Origin of the sequence: Immundisolibacter sp., assembly GCF_041601295.1 — a bacterium.
Classification (GTDB): Bacteria; Pseudomonadota; Gammaproteobacteria; order Immundisolibacterales; family Immundisolibacteraceae; genus Immundisolibacter.
Genome location: NZ_JBFIII010000007.1, coordinates 1 through 15,875, shown reverse-complemented (window position 1 = coordinate 15,875; position 15,875 = coordinate 1). Strand labels below are relative to the sequence as shown.

Below are 15,875 nucleotides of genomic sequence, written 5' to 3'. Positions count from 1 at the left end.
CGTAAGTAAAAACCGTGGCGGTTATGATGCCGTCCGTGAGCACCTAACATCAGCTTTATCCGTGGAGAAAAACATGGATTACACCCGTAATGAGGCCAGACGCTGGGCCAGAGCCACACTGCATGGATTCTACGACGCGCCGTTGACGCCGTTTACCCATGATGGCGAGGTGGATGCGCCAGCGCTGCGCCATAACATCGACGCCTTTGTGGATATGGGCATGGAGGGCATCGCCGTTGGTGGTTTCATCGGTGAGGCCTGGAATCTGACCCTCGGCGAGTGGATGCATTTTCATGAACTGGTGGCCGACGCCAATGCCGGACGCATGCAACTGGCCACCATCATCCTGGACCCGAGCGCCCGCCAGGCGGTCGAGAAAATCGAGTTCACCCGCAAACTTGGCTACAGCGTCGCCGAGGTGATGAATCCGTCCGTTCAGCTCAAGAGCGACGACGAGATCCATTCATTCTACAAATACATCACTGACCGCACCGACATGGCGGTGGTGCTATACCGCACGCCGGTGTCCGGCACCGTACTGAGTCTGGAGCTGATGCAACGCCTGACCGAACTGCCCACCATCATAGGGGTCAAGCAAGGCTCCTTGCGGCGCTCGGATACCTACAAGCTTCGGCGCGAACTGCCCGATGACTTTTTCGTGTCGGAGCCGATGGAGCAGTACTTTCTGGACGACCTGCGGATGGATTACTGGTTCGTGCAGTGGGCGGCTTATCACTACACCGTATTTGGCAAGTTGCGCCCGTTGATCCGGGCCTATATGGCCGACGCGAAGGCGGGCGACTGGGATGCTGCGCAGAGCAAATGGCTGTCCCTGCGCCCGGCCTCAGCCTTCATCGAGGACATGACGGTATGGGAACTGATGCGCACGGGCACCTACGCCAGTGCCTTCACCATTCTGAAGCCGTGGTATGACGCTATCGGTCTGAAAGGCGGTCACGTACTGGGACCGGTCGCCGAAGTGCCACAACAGCGACGGGAATGGCTGGCAGGCAAGCTAACGGAACTCGGGATCGCCTGAGCCAGGACCCGCTGACGACGGCACGCGAATGCCGTCGTCAGCTTCGGAACTCAGCAGTTGCCTTTCTTGGCCTGGCCCGGTGGGCAGAAGTGACTACCGCGGTAGCGGTGGCTTTCGTGCACCGGGTACTCCACGTAGCGGTGCCGATCATAGTCATGGCCGTCATCGGTGGTTATAGCGGTACCGGCCGCCGCACCCACCGCGCCGCCGATGATAGCGCCCTGGCGTCCACCGACTTCATTGCCGATGGCCGCGCCAGCGGCGCCGCCCAGGCCACCACCGATAGCGGCATCCATCGTGCTGCCGGCGTGGGCAACACCGGTCAGCGCCAGGCCCAGAATGGCCAGCTTGAGCATTGTGTTTATTGTCATGACGATCCGCTCCAGGGAACTGTGGAAATCAAAAGAGGCTATCGGTCTGCCCCGGGTTTCCTTTAGCGAAGCGCTGAATGAATCCGTCCTGGATTTCTCAGCGCCCGCCATCGGAAAAGCGTGGTTTCCCGATGGCTCACAAAATCCGTGGCTCGCAGCCACTGATTTTGGCAGCGCATCCTTGCGCTGCGGGAAACACCGAATAGTTCAGCGTTTCCTTAGCTCTTCCGGGGTGCGGACAGTCTGCACTGGACTACCTGAACCCAGGCTGAACAGTGCGGTACGCACGCGGTCGCGGAATAACCCAGTGGTTCCCCTAGCGGGCCTGTGCCAAAGCCGGGTAGAAACGCTGGTTCATACGCTGATAGTAGGCCATCAGATTCGCCGAGCGCCGGATCCATTCGCGCATCGGATTGTCGATGGGCGGACCAACGAAACTCAGAATGAAGCCATGGGCCGTGGCGTCAGCGCTACACGGCAGATCCCCCAGCAAATATGGCTTGTCTCCAAGCAACACCGACAGCGTCTCCATCTGCGCAAAGCCAAAGCAGAAAATCTGCTCCCGATCGTGGCGGCCGAGACCCTGACCGATGAGGGTACGTTTAAGACCCCGGCGCACCAGGGGCGGCACGATCATGCGCAGCGGCCAGGACATGCCGGAGAAAAAAGCCTCGCGCACCGCGGCATAACCGTTGTCCTCCATCCAACGGCAATACAGCAACACCCAGTAAGTGCTGTCGTGCAGCATACGGTCTATGAGATGGCCACGGGCGTGTTGATCGGCGGTGAGACCGCTGTCGACACGATCGCCATATTTGGTTTTCAGGTGCTGGATGATCAGTTCGGAGTCGCCAATCGTCTGACCGGCGTCGCGAATGAACGGAATCTTGCCTTTTGGCCCCTTGCGGGTGTCGTTCTGAGTGATGAGCTCGTACGGCAAGCCGGCCATTTTCAGGTATAGCTCAAGCTTGATACAGAAGGGGCTGGGATTGGGCAGGTCCCAGGCGGGGGCAAACTGGTAAAGCTCAATCATTAGAGAATTCCGTCCGGTGGAGCGCAGGCCGCCGCTTCCGCGGCGTTTTTTGCGAAATATCAGGTGCTTGGCACAACTCCGGCCTGGTGCAGGGCCATGAGGGTCGACTGATCGAGACCAAGGCCGGAAAGGATCTGGGCGCTGTCAGCGCCAAGCACCGGAGCCGATTGCAGGGGGGCCGACAGACGCTGGTGGTCGACGCGTACCGGAAACGCCGGCGCGGGTACGCCCGGGTCCTGAACCGCGAGTGCCTCGCTCACGTTCAGCACTTTTGCAAGAGGTAGCTTATGGGCAGCGGCCAGCGCCTCCCATTCGGCCACGTCGCGTGTCGCCATGAGCCGATCAAGCAGACTGTGCAGCGCATCGCCATTGCGTTGCCGGCTTGCCATGTTGGCAAAATCCGGATGCCTCAGAGCGGTCCCGGCCGCACCGAGAGCGGCTACAAAAGCCTCAAAAAAATGATCCTCCAGCAGCCCGACGGCGATAACGCCGCCATCGCGGCAGTGAAACAGATCATTCGCAGGGTGCAGATGCTGGCGGGATTCCGGCGCTGCAAGACCGCGGCAGGCGGCCAGACTCAGGGCAGCGTCCGTGAGTGAGGCGTCCAGATAAGCGCCTGCCCCACCGGTTTGGCGACGCAGGAGCGCCGACACCACCGCAAGTGCCGCGAACAGACCGCCCGCCGTATCCGCCACTGGCACACCCAGCCGCCGTGGCGGCCCCTGCCAGTGCCCGGCACGGGCCAGTGCGCCACCGGCTGCCAGGTAGGTCAGGTCGTGCCCCGGCAGCTGCGCCCGTGTGCCGTCCTGACCAAAGCCCGACAGGGAGCAATAGATGATGTCCGGTCGCGCCTGGCGCAGGCTGTCGTAATCCACGGACAGGCGCTTCGCCACTCCGGGGCGAAAGCCTTCCAGTACCACGTCGAAGCCAGCCACCAGACGCTGCACCAGTTGTGTGGCGCCGGGGGCCTTAAGGTCAAGACACAGACTTTTCTTGCCGCGATTGTTCATGGCGAACAGTCCGTCCGGCAGGTGGCGGCCCGGATCGCCGCCCGGTGGTTCGAGCTTGACCACTTCGGCACCCAGTGCCAACAACTGGGCGCCCGCAAACGGACCGGGCAAAAAGGGCGCGAGTTCCAGAACCCGCACCCCGGCCAGCGGCGCGAACATCAGTACGACTTCGGCAAACCGAGCACGCGCTCGGCGATGTAGCACAACACCAGCTGCGGGCTGACCGGCGCCAGGCGGGTAATCATCACTTCACGCAAATAGCGCTCGACGTGATACTCCTTGGCGTAGCCAAAACCGCCGTGGGTCATCACGGCCTGTGTGCAGGCCTTGAAACCGGCTTCGCCGGCCAGGTATTTGGCGGCGTTGGCGTGGGCCCCGCAATCGAGGCCCTGATCGTAGCGATTCGCTGCCCTCAGAGTCACCAGATTGGCGGCTTCAAGCTCGGCCCAGCACTCGGCCAGGGGATGCTGGATTCCCTGGTTCTGACCGATCGGGCGCCCGAACACGACCCGCTCCTTGGCGTATTCGGTCGCCTTGCGCAGCGCTGCGCGGCCGATACCGACCGCCTCGGCGGCAATCAGCATGCGCTCCGGGTTCAGGCCGTGCAGCAGATAGCGAAAGCCGTGGCCTTCCTCGCCGATACGGTCAGCGACCGGAATTTCCAGGCCGTCGATGAACACCTGGTTGGAGTCGACGCACTTGCGGCCCATTTTCTCGATCTCGCGTACCTCGATCCGTTCCCGGTCGAGGTCGCAGTAGAACAAGGTCAGGCCGTCAATGGGCCGGGAGGTCTCCTCCAGCGGCGTGGTGCGGGCGATCAACAGCATTTTGTGGGCATGCTGAGCGTTGCTGGTCCACACCTTCTGGCCATGCACGATGTATTTGTCACCCTCGCGTCGGGCAAAGGTCTTCAGGTGTGTCGTATCGAGGCCGGTATTGGGTTCGGTAACGGCAAAACAGGCGCGTTGTTCGCCGCGGATCAACGATGGCAGAAAGCGCTGGCGCTGATCCTCGGTTCCGAATTTCACCACCACATTCGGGCCAAACAGATTCAGGTGAATCGCCGAGCAGCCGGACAGGCAGGCGCCTGACTCGGCGATGGTCTGCATCATCAATGCGGCTTCGGTGATGCCCAGGCCCGCGCCACCGTAGGTCTCGGGCATGGCAATGCCCAGCCAACCACCATCGGCCATGGCTTTGACGAAATCGAACGGAAACTGGCCATCGTGGTCGCGATCGAACCAGTAGCGGTCGTCAAACGGCGCGCATACCCGGGTGATCTGCTCGCAGATGGCCTGTTGCTCGGCCGTGAGTTCAAAGTCCACGCAATCTCTCCGGATTCAGTTTGATTGTTGAGGTCCGCTCGCTGGCACGGCGGGGGCAGGCTTGCGACGACCAACCAGGCCAAGGATGCCAGTGCCGACCTTGCGCAGCGCCCTGAATACCTTCGGCAGCAGCCAGGCCAGCAGCAGCAGGAATACCAGCAGCAACGTCAGAAACAGTCCAGGGTGGTTCAGCACCGCCCACAGGCCACCGAACACCAGGGCGTCTTCGGCAATCGACGCGGTCCAGTTCGAGAACGGCTCCGGTGAGGTATTGATCAGCAACCGGCCGCCGGCCTTGGTGACGTGCAGGGTCGTGGCAAGCCCGCCGCCCAGGATGCCCGCGGCGATCTGCAACGCCGGCGTGACCTCGCCGACCGCGCCGGCCGCCAGCAGCGCGCCAGCCGGAATGCGTATGAAAGTGTGTATCGCGTCCCAGCCACTGTCGACGCCTGGAGTCTTGTCGGCAAGGAACTCGACCGCGTACATCAGACCGGCAGCGCCGATCACCAGCGGGTTGGTCAAGACCTCGAGCGCAGGCGGTAGAGCCAGATCGCCGCTGGCCCCAGCCAGGCCCAGGACCAGCAACGCGGCATACAGATTGATACCGCTCGCCCAGCCAACTCCCAGCGTCAGTGCCAGGGTGCGTATCAGTTCCTGGTAGGTGTCCATGGCAGCCAGGTTAGCCAGTGAATGAGGCGGCCCAGTATCGCACGCGCCGATCGGGGCTCCTGTCGCTAAAGCTTTGCCCTGCGAACGCGGATATACGATCACGGCGACAGGTGGGTTGGGGCTATGCATGGGCTCACCTGGAAACAGCACGTGGGCGCGAGCATGGACGAACAAGACGAAATAATCGGCGAATTCCTGGTCGAAAGCCGGGAGAACCTCGACCACCTGGATCAGGATCTGGTGGCGATGGAGAGTGACCCGGGTTCGCGTGAGCGCCTCGGCCGGATTTTCCGTGCCATACATAGTTTCAAAGGCATGGCGGGTTTTCTTGCCTTGGGTACCTTGGAGCGCCTGGCACACAGCGGTGAGAATCTGCTCAGCCGTCTGCGAGAGGGTGAACTCGCCTACACCCCCGAGCGGGCGACCGTGTTACTGGAGATGGTGGACATCATCCGGAACATGCTGGTCAACATCGAAGCCACCAGCACCGAAGGCGACATCGATTGCAGCGCATTGATAGGCCGCCTGGCGGCTCTGACCGATGATGAGACGAGTGATCCGTCGCCTGCGGCCGATCCAGTCACCAGCTTCAAAAGCAGTGCTGTTGAAATACCGCCGACCGCTATCGCCCAGGAGCGACTGCCGCCCGACGAACAGGTCGAATCCGCTGAGGCCAAGTCCACCGGTCAGATACCCGCACTAGCAGACTCCGAGACGATGCCGGCATCGCCGGCAGACCAGGCCGGTGAGGCGGCGAAACCGGAAGCAGGGCGTACCAACACTGTGGCAGAGGCCAACGTGCGGGTCGACGTCCGCCTGTTGGATACGTTGATGACTTTGGTCGGCGAGCTGGTCCTCGCCCGCAACCAGATATTGCAACACCCGGTCGTGCGCAGCGAATCGGGCATTCAGACCGCCTCGCAACGGCTTGATCTGATCACCTCCGAGCTGCAGGAGGGGGTCATGAAAACCCGTATGCAGCCGATCGGTAACGCATGGGCCAAATTCCCGCGCGTGGTGCGGGATCTGTCGGTCACCTGCGGCAAACAGGTTCGCCTGCAAACCGAGGGGGCTGAGACTGAACTGGACCGCACCATTCTGGAAGCGATCAGGGATCCCCTGACGCACATCGTGCGTAATTCGGTCGACCACGGAATTGAAACGGCTGAAAAGCGCGTCGCCGCCGGCAAACCGGCCGTTGGCACCCTGACCCTGCGCGCTTACCACGCAGGCGGCAAGGTGGTGCTGGAGGTCGTCGATGATGGTGGCGGAATACATACCGAAAAAGTCAAGGCGCGGGCCCTGGAGCGAGGGCTTATCACGCCCGAACGCGCAGCGGTCATGTCCGAGGAGGACTTGCAAGCGTTGGTGTTTCTGCCTGGATTCTCCACCGTCGATGCGGTGTCGAACGTGTCAGGCCGGGGCGTTGGCATGGATGTCGTCAAGACCAACATCGAGAACATCGGCGGCAGCATCGAGATCGACAGCAAGCTAGGTGAAGGCACCTTGATCAAGATACGCATTCCGCTGACCCTGGCGATCGTGCCCGCGCTGATGGTGTCAAGCGGGCGGGAGCGTTACGCGATCCCGCAGGTTAACGTCCTGGAACTGGTTCGCCTGGAAGCTGAGGAGCTGTCGACCGAGGTCGAACACATTCACAGCGTGCCGGTATACCGGCTGCGCGGGGATCTGCTGCCGCTGGTATACCTGGACAAAATGCTGTGCCTCCCGGCGATCGAAAATGCCCCCAGCGCGTCCATCATCGTTGTGTTGCAGGCTGACGAACGCCCATTTGGCCTGGTCGTGGATCGCGTAAGCGATACCCAGGAAATTGTAGTCAAGCCACTCGGCCAGGAGATCAGGAACATCTCTGTTTTCGCGGGTTCCACCATTATGGGGGATGGCCGCGTAGCGTTGATTCTGGATGTCGCGGGCCTCGCCCAGGCCGCTGGTTTGACCTCTGCCCTGAGTGGCGGGATAACAAAGCGTGCGCAGGCTGAGACGGCGCTCGATCAGCGGCAAGGCCTGTTGCAGTTCGAAGCCCGCGGTGGGGCCCTGTTGGCCGTACCCCTGGTCGAGGTGGCGCGGCTGGAAGAAATCCGTCCCGAGCGCATTGAGGTCACTGCCGGGCAGCAAGTAATCCAGTATCGCGGCGGCATGCTGGCGCTGATCCGCCTTGATCAGCTGCCGGCGCCTGAAGGCGCGCCTTTGCAAGTGGTCGTGTATAGCGAGGGCTATGTTTCGATCGGATTTGTGGTCGAGCGAATCGTGGACATCGTGGAGCAGGACGTTCTGCTCGAACGCGAGTTGGAGCGCGACTGCTTGCGCGGCACAGCACTGATCGCCGGGCGGGTTACCGATCTGTTCGACATGGGCGCCGCGGTGCGGGCCGCCGGGATCGATCCGCACGAACGGCGCAAACAGGCTCGACTCAAAGAGGTCGCGTAATGGCTGGCCGGACCTCCTTATGCACGTTTTACGTGGCTGACTTGTTTCTCGGTGTCGACCTGCTGCGAGTACAGGAAGTCAACCAACACCTCGATCTCACGTATGTGCCGCTGGCTCCCAGCATGGTTCGCGGACTGATCAACTTGCGCGGCCAGATCGTGACTGTACTCGATCTGCGCGACCGCCTTGGCTTGCCACCGCGGGCGGAAGGCATGAAGCCCATGAGCGTCGTTCTGAGTCGCGAGCTTGGGGTGGTCAGTTTCCTGGTAGACGGCGTGGGCGATGTGATCGAGGCGGACCCGGATGACTTCGAGTCACCTCCACCTACGCTGGATGAGAGCATCCGGGGCTTTGTGCGGGCTGTGTGTAAGCAGCCGGATACGTTGCTGCTGATTCTGGACCCAGACCAGGTCATCGGCGGTAACGCCGATGCCGCCTGACCGCGGCGCCGCGTGAGCCATTTTGTACGATTGGTCCTTATTACAGGATAAGCAAGCAATGAAACTTCTACCCTCAAAGATGCCCGCCCTGTCTATCAGAGCTCGACTACTCTGGGTCGTCCTGTCCACATCCCTGATGGCAATAATTCTAGGGGGGAGCGGTTGGTGGCTATCGCGTGCCGCTGATCAGCGCATCGAGGACATCTACAGCAATCGCATTGAACCGGTACTGGCCTTATATCTGGTGACCGAGCAGTACCAGGTAGTCATTGTCAATGCGGTTCGAACGGCGCAAAGAACCGGCAATGAGTGGCTTGAGGCACGCCAGACCGTGAACGTGGCCCTGAATAACATCAGAGGGCCCTGGGAACAGTATCAAAGCCGCCCAAAGGCGCTGAAGGACGAGACTGATCTGGCAAACGATGTGGCTCAGGTGTTGGCGCAAGCCAATCAGTCCGTGGAGAGCCTGGTACAGATACTTGAGCGGCGTAACGCTGAGGAACTCGAAACGTATGCCCGCACCCGTATGCAGCAGGAGTTGGGCCCAGCGGTCGAAGCCCTCTCGATGCTGATCGATTTCCAGCGCGAACAGGCAGCTACGCTGTATGCCCGCAATGCAGCGATGTACCAGACGTCCCGTTTGGTGACAGGGACATTAATGCTAGCCACCCTGGTTATTGGCGGATGGGGGGTATTCACTACCCTGGGCGGTGTATCGCTGCCGCTCGCCCGTATTACGGCTGCGATGCGTGCTGTCGCCAAGGGTGAGATCGACGGGGCGGCGGTGGATCTGGACCGGCGTGACGAAATCGGTTCCCTGGCTCGGGCGCTTGAGGTCTTCAAGGAGAATCGCCGTCAAGCTGAAATGCTGCAGAATGAGCAACAGATCGAGCAGGCCGGCAAGGAGCAGCGGCGAGTCGCTATTGAGCGCTTCATCAGTGAGTTCGATACCTCGCTGGCCCAGGCGCTGAACACGCTGAACAGTTCCGCCGAGGAGCTGCGGGCGACCGCCCAGAGCATGAGTCAGACGGCTGAGTTTACCGACCTGCGTGCGGCTACCGTGGCCGCGGCTTCGGAGCAGGCGACCGCGAACGTCCAGACTTTGGCCGCAGCGGCGGAACAGCTGGCAACATCCATCGCCGAGATCGGTCGTCACGGTTCCCACTCGGCCGAAATTGCCACGCGTGCGCTCGAAAGCGCCGAGGTAACCAACGCCAAGGTGCAGAGCCTGGCCGATGCGGCGGGAAAGATTGGTGACGTGGTTACTCTGATCAATGGCATCGCTTCGCAAACCAACCTGTTAGCCCTGAATGCCACCATCGAAGCGGCTCGCGCCGGCGACGCTGGCAAAGGTTTCGCGGTGGTCGCTTCGGAGGTGAAGTCCCTGGCCAAGCAAACCGCTGAGGCGACCGAGGAAGTGGCGTCACAAATTGCCGCGATCCAGGCCGCCACACAGGAAGCGATCTCTTCCATCCAGGGCATCGGAAGCACCATTCGCGAACTCAATGACACCGCCAACGTGATTTCCCGCCAGGTGAAAGAGCAAGGTCAAGCGACCCAGGATATTGCCCGGAACATTGCGCAAACCGCTGCCGGGACCCAGGAGGTATCGCAAAACATTACCGAAGTGAGCAGCGCAGCCGCTGAAACGGGTGCAGCTGCTGGGCAATTGCTGGGGTCAGCTGATGAGCTGGCGCGCCAGGGGACGACGTTGCGCGATGAAGTGAATCGTTTTCTGGGCGAGCTGCGCGCGGCTTGATACCCCCGGTCAAGGCCTTGATTTTGGCAACCTCAGGCGAACACTTCGTGTACACGCAGATGAATCCGACACGGCGAGCGCCACGAGCGATCATGGACGAGCACGCTTCATACACCGGCCAGCTTGTCGCTCACTCTGGAAATGCTCCATCCGGTTTTAGCGCGACATGACTACAAAACGCATTCTGGTCGTGGACGACTCGGCGCTCATGCGCCGTTTGGTCAAGCACGCGGTCGAGAGTGATCCCGACCTGCGTGTGTGTGGCACCGCATTCAGCGGCGTCTCTGCGCTGGCACAGATTGAGCAGATGTCGCCTGACCTGATCACGCTGGACATCGAAATGCCGCAGATGGACGGTTTGGCGACGCTGTCCCACCTGCGTAAGCGCTGGCCACAGCTACCGGTGGTCATATGCAGCAGCCTGACGGAACGCGGTGCGTCGACGACGCTGGAAGCGTTATCGCGGGGCGCGGATGACTACATTCCCAAGCCAGCCTCGGGTTTGACGCTGGAGGGTAATCTGAAGCAGTTTGGAATCGACCTCACGCGCAAGATCCGCCCCCTGTTACGGTTGCCCGCCGCCGGCAGTGCGGACACACTGCCAACAGTCCCAACGCGACCGGCGCTGCCCGCGAGACAGCACACGATCCAAACGGACATAAGTCTGTTGGTTATCGGTTCGTCTACGGGCGGACCGAATGCGCTTGACGAGGTGCTGGCCCAGTTACCCGCGGACTTCCCGGTGCCGGTGCTGATTGCCCAGCACATGCCCCCGTTATTCACGCGCCTGCTCGCCGAGCGTCTCGACGCCCGCTGCCCGCTGCGCGTACGTGAGGGGATCGAAGGCAGTCCATTGACACCTGGCACCATCTGGCTCGCACCGGGTGACCACCATATGCGCGTTGTATGCGAAGCCGGAGTACCGACGTTGAGGCTTGATCAGAAACCACCCGTTAATTTTTGCCGTCCGGCTGTAGACGCCTTGCTGGAGTCGGCGGTTGAGTGCTACGGAGCAGGTGTGTTGGCGGTGATACTCACTGGCATGGGTAGGGACGGTTGTAACGGCTGTCGCACGCTATACGCTCAGGGTGGTTCCGTATACGCTCAGGACGAAGCCAGCTCGGTGGTGTGGGGGATGCCCGGAGCGGTGGTAAATGATGGGCTTGCAGAACGTGTGCTGCCTCTGTCGGAAATCGGTTCCGCGATTCTTTCGCGAGCCGCTAGGACCGCACACAGGGCCACTCGCTATGCCGTCTAGCGCACATGCTTTTGCCTACATCCGAGACCTTCTTTTCAGCCGCGTGGCCATCGTACTGGACGCGGAGAAGGATTATCTGATCGAGTCGCGTATGCAACCGCTACTGCGAAAATACAGTCTCGAGGACCTCGATGCTTTGGTCGTGCGCTTGAGGCAAGCTGCCGGTGACGACTTGTACATGGAAGTCGTGGATGCCCTTACCGTCAACGAAACGTATTTTTTTCGTGATCCTGACCTATTCGAAACGATGGTCAAGGTCGTGTTACCGAACCTCATGGAAGCCCGCAAAAAACAACGTCGTTTACAGATCTGGAGCGCAGCCTGCTCCACTGGACAGGAGCCCTACAGCCTGGCCATGAAAATTCGCGAGCAGTTGCCGGAACTTGCGAGTTGGCGTTTGCACCTGTTGGCGACAGATGTTTCGACAACGTGTCTGAGCCGAGCGAAAACGGGCGCATATCGAAAACACGAAGTTGAGCGTGGATTATCCGAGCAATATCTGGCGCAGCATTTTGCTCGTAACAGCGCTGACTATGAGCTGAATGAAGATATTCGAAATATGGTCGAATTTCGACAGATAAACTTAATTGGTGACTGGCCGGATAGCCTTGCGCCAGACCTGATATTGATGCGTAATGTGTTGATATACTTCAACTTGGAAACAAAAAAGAAAATACTGGAAAGGGCGCGCCAAATTATGGCGCCGGATGGATTTCTTATGCTGGGCACTGCGGAAACGACTCTGAATGTCGATCTCAATTTTGAGCGCACATATCCTGGCACCTACCGGCTCAAGAATGCCGGAACAGACGCACCTACAGGTACCGGCAATGAGTATCGACACAGTAGATATTGAAGCCTTGACACGCGAGACCTGGAGCTCGATGGTAGGCTTGGATTTGTTGGTTACCTCATTGATCGAAGTCCCGGAGCCAGGCATTAGCAGCCAGATCGAAATTCAGGGCGACGGAGAACTCGTCCTGCGTATTGACTGTAGCCTGTCGCTGGCTCAGCAGGCGACTGCCAATCTGGTTGATTTGCCTGTCGATGAGGTCGACCTGGGTCTGGTCATGGATACCGTCGGTGAGATGGCCAATATTTTGGGGGGCAACATAAAAGGCCTATGGCCGGGCGCCCTCAAACAGTCCTTGCCCCTGACCTGGGAGACCGAAACGACTGAGCCGATAATGCACGCATGGGCATTTGAGCAGGCCTTCGATTCGGCCGCAGGGAAATTATTGGTACGTATGACCAAACCTAATCAGGTGCAGTGACGACCTGCACAGGTAACTGCTTAATTGTGCGCTTTGACATGGTGGACGCTGAAAATGAGAATTTTACTGGTAGATGACAGCAAGGCTATGCGCATGATCGTCCGGCGCACACTGCGCCAGGCGGGTTACGATAAGCATGACTTGGAAGAGGCGGAAAACGGCCTTCAAGCGCTTGAGTTGATTCGGAAGTCTCCCCCGGACCTCGTGCTTTCTGACTGGAACATGCCACAGATGACGGGCTTGGAGCTCCTGGATGCGGTCCGAGCGGAAGGGCATAAAGTCATGTTCGGTTTCGTAACATCCGAAACCGCACCGGAGGTGCGTGATATGGCCCGTGAGCGAGGCGCTGCTTTCATGATTACCAAGCCATTTACTGAAGATACCTTTCGCCAGATTCTCGATCCGATTCTGACCTGAAGTTCAGCCTGGTTTTGTTTCAAGCGCTGCCGACGGCGCGATTACGCCACGGTACGCCTGCGCGTCGCAGACCAGCCTGAGGTAACTTCTTTTGAGCCAGTTTCTCCATATTTTTCGGGGGCGCCATGTCGAGTAAGGTCCTGCCCACCGCACAGGCGGTGGGTAAGTTAATTGCCTCTCTGGTGGGCAGAAACGCAACCGCTCAACCCACTCAGGCCTTCAAGCAAGTGCCCAAGGGCGCGGTCGTGGCCGTTTGTGTGGACGAAGCAAAAAAAACAGTGGCGATTATCGTGGCCGATGTCGCCGTGGCGGCGGCGGCCGGCGCCTCATTGGCAATGATTCCGGCCAGCGCTGCCCAGGATGCCGCACGTAACGGCATCCTGCCCCAGAATATCGCTGACAATTTTCGTGAAGTCGCCAACGTGATGACCAGCCTGTTCACCGCCGGCAGTGGGCGGGTGGTGCGGCTGGCCGAATTCGCGGTTGGCACGGTACCGGAGGAGGCCGGTCCGGTGCTAGCTGGTCCAGGTGGGCGCCTGGATCTTGAGATCGAGGTCCAGGGCTACGGCAAAGGTGTTCTCAGTCTCCTCGTCGTGTGATCATCAACCGACCCCAATGTGAACTATCGGAATCCATCCGTCTGTCAATCACAGATCAGAGCTTGGTCCGGATCGTTCAAAGCTACCGCTGATGAATGGAATTGCGCCTGACCGGCAACGCCATCATTTTTGATGTAGAGCTTTCCAATCCTCGTACGGCATGCCGTAAATGGCCTGGCGCGCGTCCTGGTCGGTGATTTCCACGCCCTGTTCACTGGCGGCCGACCGGTACCACTTGGACAGGCAATTGCGGCAGAACCCTGCCAGATTCATGAGGTCGATATTCTGTACCTCGGTGTGTTCGCCAAGATGCCGTAGCAACTGCCGAAATGCGGCAGCTTCTATTTTGGTCTGAATACTTTCATCCATAAGATCCGTCTCCAAGAGACTCTGAACAACACAAAAACCCCGCGACGCCGTATGCGCCGCGGGGTTCCAAGAAACTCAGGCGACTGAAGTTAGCGCGGACGGCGCGGGGGGCGTGCTTCCCTTTCCTGCGCTTCGTTGATGCGCAGCGCACGACCACCAAGATCGACGCCGTTCAGTCGCTGGATGGCAACTGCCGCCTCTGAAGGATCCATTTCGACGAAGCCGAATCCCCGTGGCCGACCCGTCTCGCGGTCATTGATTAGTTTTACGGAATGAACCGAGCCATGCTCCTCAAACAGGGTGCGCAACTCGTCTTCCGACACGGAAAAAGGCAGATTGCCAACATAAATCGAAGTCATATCCGAAAACCACTTCCAAAAACGAAACACGTCGAACCGGCGATGCGGGTCCGCACTGTCCCGGAGTCATTAAAACCGCTGTCCGTTGGCGTCCCGGCAGGTTCGGGAATTAAACTCAGCCGCCAGTCAGCGCGTTATAACCCGCTGATTTCGTCGCGACTTGCCAGCCAACTCAGGAAATCGGCCTGGCACCCGCAGCCAGAAATCATGGGCTTTCGCAAGCGTACGCGAAATTGGGCACACTGTACACGTAACGTAAAGATAAATTTTTCGCGGCATTTACCCGAGGGGGAAACAAGGCCCCGGCCTGGCTGATCCGACGTGGCGTCGTCGATCCTTGGCCTACAGCCAATAGCGCCGTATCCGATCCGTTCCCATTTAACCCAGTCCTGCATAGGAGACACGAGACATGAATGCTCCATCAGTATCCGACCTGCCCTTGCGTTGGCCAGCCGCGGGCGAGACGCGAGCACCCTACCGGCTATATACCGATGAGGCGATTTACGCGCAGGAACAGGAACGTATTTTTCGCGGTCCGGTGTGGAGCTTTCTCGGGCTGAATGCCGAATTGCCTCGGATCGGAGACTTCAAGGCGACGTTTGTTGGCGACACACCGGTGGTTCTGACACGCGACGGTGACGGCGCGCTGCACTGCTGGGTTAACCGTTGCGCTCATCGCGGCGCGCTGGTGTGCCGCGAGTTGCGCGGCAACGTGGGCGCAAACGGCACCCATACCTGCGTGTACCACCAGTGGGCCTACGACCCCGCTGGCAATCTGGTCGGCGTGCCATTCCGCAAGGGACTGGGCGGCAAGGGCGGCTATCCTGCCGATTTCGAGTTGGCCGGACATGGCTTGCAGAAGCTGCGGGTCGACACGATCGCCGAAATGATTTTTGGCAGTTTCGACCAGGCGGCGCCGCCGTTGCGGGAGTACCTGGGTAACGAACATTGCGGCAACATCGAGCGGGTGTTCGAGCGCCCGATCCGCGTCCTTGGCCATGCGCGGCAATATTTCAACGGCAACTGGAAGCTGTATGCCGAGAACTCGCGCGACAGCTACCACGGGGGTCTGCTCCATTTGTTCTACCCGACCTTCGGCATCTACCGGCAAGGCCAGCGCGGCTGGGTCCATCTGTCCAAAAACAAGCTCCATCAGTTGCTTCAGGTGTGCAAGCCAGCCGAGGACCAGAGCATCGAGCACTACCAGCAAGCCAGCTCTCGCAAGGCGCAAGCGGACGCGCAGCTGGAAGCGCCAGAGTTACTGCGCTGGGTTCCGGAACTGGGTGGCGAGATTTCACTGACCATCCAGTCCATATTCCCGAATGTCGTGGTGCAGCAGATTTCGAACACCCTAGCGGTGCGACAGATCCAGACCAAGGGGATCACGGCCACCGAGCTGGTCTGGACCTTCTATGGTTTTGCCGACGACGCGCCCGAGCTGACGGCGCATCGCCTGAAGCAGCACAACCTGGTCGGACCGGCCGGGTATATCTCAATGGAGGACG

At 60.0% G+C, this 15,875-nt stretch carries 17 protein-coding genes; 10 read left to right on the top strand and 7 right to left on the bottom strand.

Features of this window, described 5'->3' with window-relative positions:
* Positions 1-73: 73 nt before the first annotated feature.
* Entirely contained in the window at positions 74-1,039 is a 966-nt protein-coding gene (locus ABZF37_RS01830) for a dihydrodipicolinate synthase family protein (protein WP_372716140.1), read from the top strand.
* A 50-nt stretch (positions 1,040-1,089) separates the two neighbouring features.
* Here ABZF37_RS01830 and ABZF37_RS01825 read toward each other — a convergent pair whose 3' ends face one another.
* The 5 genes from ABZF37_RS01825 to ABZF37_RS01805 form a co-directional block, all read right to left on the bottom strand.
* Complete coding sequence (locus ABZF37_RS01825; RefSeq protein WP_372716137.1) at positions 1,090-1,410, bottom strand: glycine zipper domain-containing protein; 321 nt, start codon at positions 1,408-1,410, stop codon at positions 1,090-1,092.
* A gap of 316 nt (positions 1,411-1,726) precedes the next feature.
* Complete coding sequence (locus ABZF37_RS01820) at positions 1,727-2,443, bottom strand: glutathione S-transferase family protein (protein WP_372716135.1); 717 nt, start codon at positions 2,441-2,443, stop codon at positions 1,727-1,729.
* Between the two features lie 59 nt (positions 2,444-2,502).
* A complete protein-coding gene (locus ABZF37_RS01815; protein WP_372716133.1) occupies positions 2,503-3,612 on the bottom strand; it encodes a CaiB/BaiF CoA transferase family protein in 1,110 nt (369 codons plus the stop codon).
* Positions 3,612-4,778, bottom strand: a complete 1,167-nt coding sequence (locus ABZF37_RS01810) for an acyl-CoA dehydrogenase family protein (RefSeq protein ID WP_372716131.1) — start codon at positions 4,776-4,778, stop codon at positions 3,612-3,614. Before ABZF37_RS01810 ends, ABZF37_RS01815 begins: the two co-directional genes overlap by 1 nt.
* Before the next feature lie 15 nt (positions 4,779-4,793).
* A complete protein-coding gene (locus tag ABZF37_RS01805) occupies positions 4,794-5,447 on the bottom strand; it encodes a DUF4126 domain-containing protein (protein WP_372716129.1) in 654 nt (217 codons plus the stop codon).
* A gap of 162 nt (positions 5,448-5,609) precedes the next feature.
* Between ABZF37_RS01805 and ABZF37_RS01800 the strand changes: the two genes are divergently transcribed.
* The 8 genes from ABZF37_RS01800 (at position 5,610) to ABZF37_RS01765 (ending at position 13,642) form a co-directional block, all read left to right on the top strand.
* Positions 5,610-7,895: a chemotaxis protein CheW gene (locus ABZF37_RS01800; RefSeq protein WP_372716126.1), complete on the top strand. Its 2,286-nt coding sequence runs from the start codon at positions 5,610-5,612 to the stop codon at positions 7,893-7,895.
* Positions 7,896-7,927: 32 nt separating this feature from the next.
* Positions 7,928-8,335, top strand: coding sequence for a chemotaxis protein CheW (locus ABZF37_RS01795; protein WP_372716124.1), 408 nt, complete (start codon positions 7,928-7,930; stop codon positions 8,333-8,335).
* Positions 8,336-8,393: 58 nt separating this feature from the next.
* Positions 8,394-10,094: a methyl-accepting chemotaxis protein gene (locus ABZF37_RS01790; protein WP_372716122.1), complete on the top strand. Its 1,701-nt coding sequence runs from the start codon at positions 8,394-8,396 to the stop codon at positions 10,092-10,094.
* A gap of 166 nt (positions 10,095-10,260) precedes the next feature.
* The gene (locus ABZF37_RS01785; protein WP_372716119.1) at positions 10,261-11,352 is read left to right on the top strand and encodes a chemotaxis response regulator protein-glutamate methylesterase; all 1,092 of its coding nucleotides are present in this window, start codon (positions 10,261-10,263) and stop codon (positions 11,350-11,352) included.
* Positions 11,342-12,208: a protein-glutamate O-methyltransferase CheR gene (locus ABZF37_RS01780; RefSeq protein WP_372716117.1), complete on the top strand. Its 867-nt coding sequence runs from the start codon at positions 11,342-11,344 to the stop codon at positions 12,206-12,208. Before ABZF37_RS01785 ends, ABZF37_RS01780 begins: the two co-directional genes overlap by 11 nt.
* A complete protein-coding gene (locus tag ABZF37_RS01775; protein WP_372716114.1) occupies positions 12,183-12,626 on the top strand; it encodes a chemotaxis protein CheX in 444 nt (147 codons plus the stop codon). Before ABZF37_RS01780 ends, ABZF37_RS01775 begins: the two co-directional genes overlap by 26 nt.
* 54 nt (positions 12,627-12,680) lie before the next feature.
* Positions 12,681-13,043 (top strand): response regulator, encoded by a 363-nt coding sequence (locus ABZF37_RS01770; protein WP_372716112.1) that lies wholly within the window; start codon positions 12,681-12,683, stop codon positions 13,041-13,043.
* Positions 13,044-13,168: 125 nt separating this feature from the next.
* Positions 13,169-13,642 (top strand): hypothetical protein, encoded by a 474-nt coding sequence (locus ABZF37_RS01765; RefSeq protein WP_372716110.1) that lies wholly within the window; start codon positions 13,169-13,171, stop codon positions 13,640-13,642.
* A gap of 123 nt (positions 13,643-13,765) precedes the next feature.
* On the opposite strand, the gene ABZF37_RS01760 is transcribed toward ABZF37_RS01765, so the two are convergent.
* Complete coding sequence (locus tag ABZF37_RS01760) at positions 13,766-14,011, bottom strand: DUF1244 domain-containing protein (protein WP_372716108.1); 246 nt, start codon at positions 14,009-14,011, stop codon at positions 13,766-13,768.
* A gap of 89 nt (positions 14,012-14,100) precedes the next feature.
* Entirely contained in the window at positions 14,101-14,370 is a 270-nt protein-coding gene (locus ABZF37_RS01755) for an RNA recognition motif domain-containing protein (protein ID WP_372716106.1), read from the bottom strand.
* A gap of 409 nt (positions 14,371-14,779) precedes the next feature.
* Between ABZF37_RS01755 and ABZF37_RS01750 the strand changes: the two genes are divergently transcribed.
* On the top strand, positions 14,780-15,875 hold a 1,096-nt coding region (locus ABZF37_RS01750), incomplete at its 3' end, for a Rieske 2Fe-2S domain-containing protein (protein WP_372716104.1).

Excerpts from the sequence above, each read along its gene's own strand:
- ABZF37_RS01825 (WP_372716137.1), bottom strand. The coding sequence starts at position 1,410 with ATGACAATAAACACAATGCTCAAGCTGGCCATTCTGGGCCTGGCGCTG.
- ABZF37_RS01775 (WP_372716114.1), top strand. The coding sequence starts at position 12,183 with ATGAGTATCGACACAGTAGATATTGAAGCCTTGACACGCGAGACCTGG.
- ABZF37_RS01805 (WP_372716129.1), bottom strand. The coding sequence starts at position 5,447 with ATGGACACCTACCAGGAACTGATACGCACCCTGGCACTGACGCTGGGA.
- ABZF37_RS01755 (WP_372716106.1), bottom strand. The coding sequence starts at position 14,370 with ATGACTTCGATTTATGTTGGCAATCTGCCTTTTTCCGTGTCGGAAGAC.
- ABZF37_RS01770 (WP_372716112.1), top strand. The coding sequence starts at position 12,681 with ATGAGAATTTTACTGGTAGATGACAGCAAGGCTATGCGCATGATCGTC.
- ABZF37_RS01780 (WP_372716117.1), top strand. The coding sequence starts at position 11,342 with ATGCCGTCTAGCGCACATGCTTTTGCCTACATCCGAGACCTTCTTTTC.
- ABZF37_RS01830 (WP_372716140.1), top strand. The coding sequence starts at position 74 with ATGGATTACACCCGTAATGAGGCCAGACGCTGGGCCAGAGCCACACTG.
- ABZF37_RS01790 (WP_372716122.1), top strand. The coding sequence starts at position 8,394 with ATGAAACTTCTACCCTCAAAGATGCCCGCCCTGTCTATCAGAGCTCGA.
- ABZF37_RS01800 (WP_372716126.1), top strand. The coding sequence starts at position 5,610 with ATGGACGAACAAGACGAAATAATCGGCGAATTCCTGGTCGAAAGCCGG.
- ABZF37_RS01760 (WP_372716108.1), bottom strand. The coding sequence starts at position 14,011 with ATGGATGAAAGTATTCAGACCAAAATAGAAGCTGCCGCATTTCGGCAG.
- ABZF37_RS01815 (WP_372716133.1), bottom strand. The coding sequence starts at position 3,612 with ATGTTCGCGCCGCTGGCCGGGGTGCGGGTTCTGGAACTCGCGCCCTTT.
- ABZF37_RS01820 (WP_372716135.1), bottom strand. The coding sequence starts at position 2,443 with ATGATTGAGCTTTACCAGTTTGCCCCCGCCTGGGACCTGCCCAATCCC.
- ABZF37_RS01765 (WP_372716110.1), top strand. The coding sequence starts at position 13,169 with ATGTCGAGTAAGGTCCTGCCCACCGCACAGGCGGTGGGTAAGTTAATT.
- ABZF37_RS01785 (WP_372716119.1), top strand. The coding sequence starts at position 10,261 with ATGACTACAAAACGCATTCTGGTCGTGGACGACTCGGCGCTCATGCGC.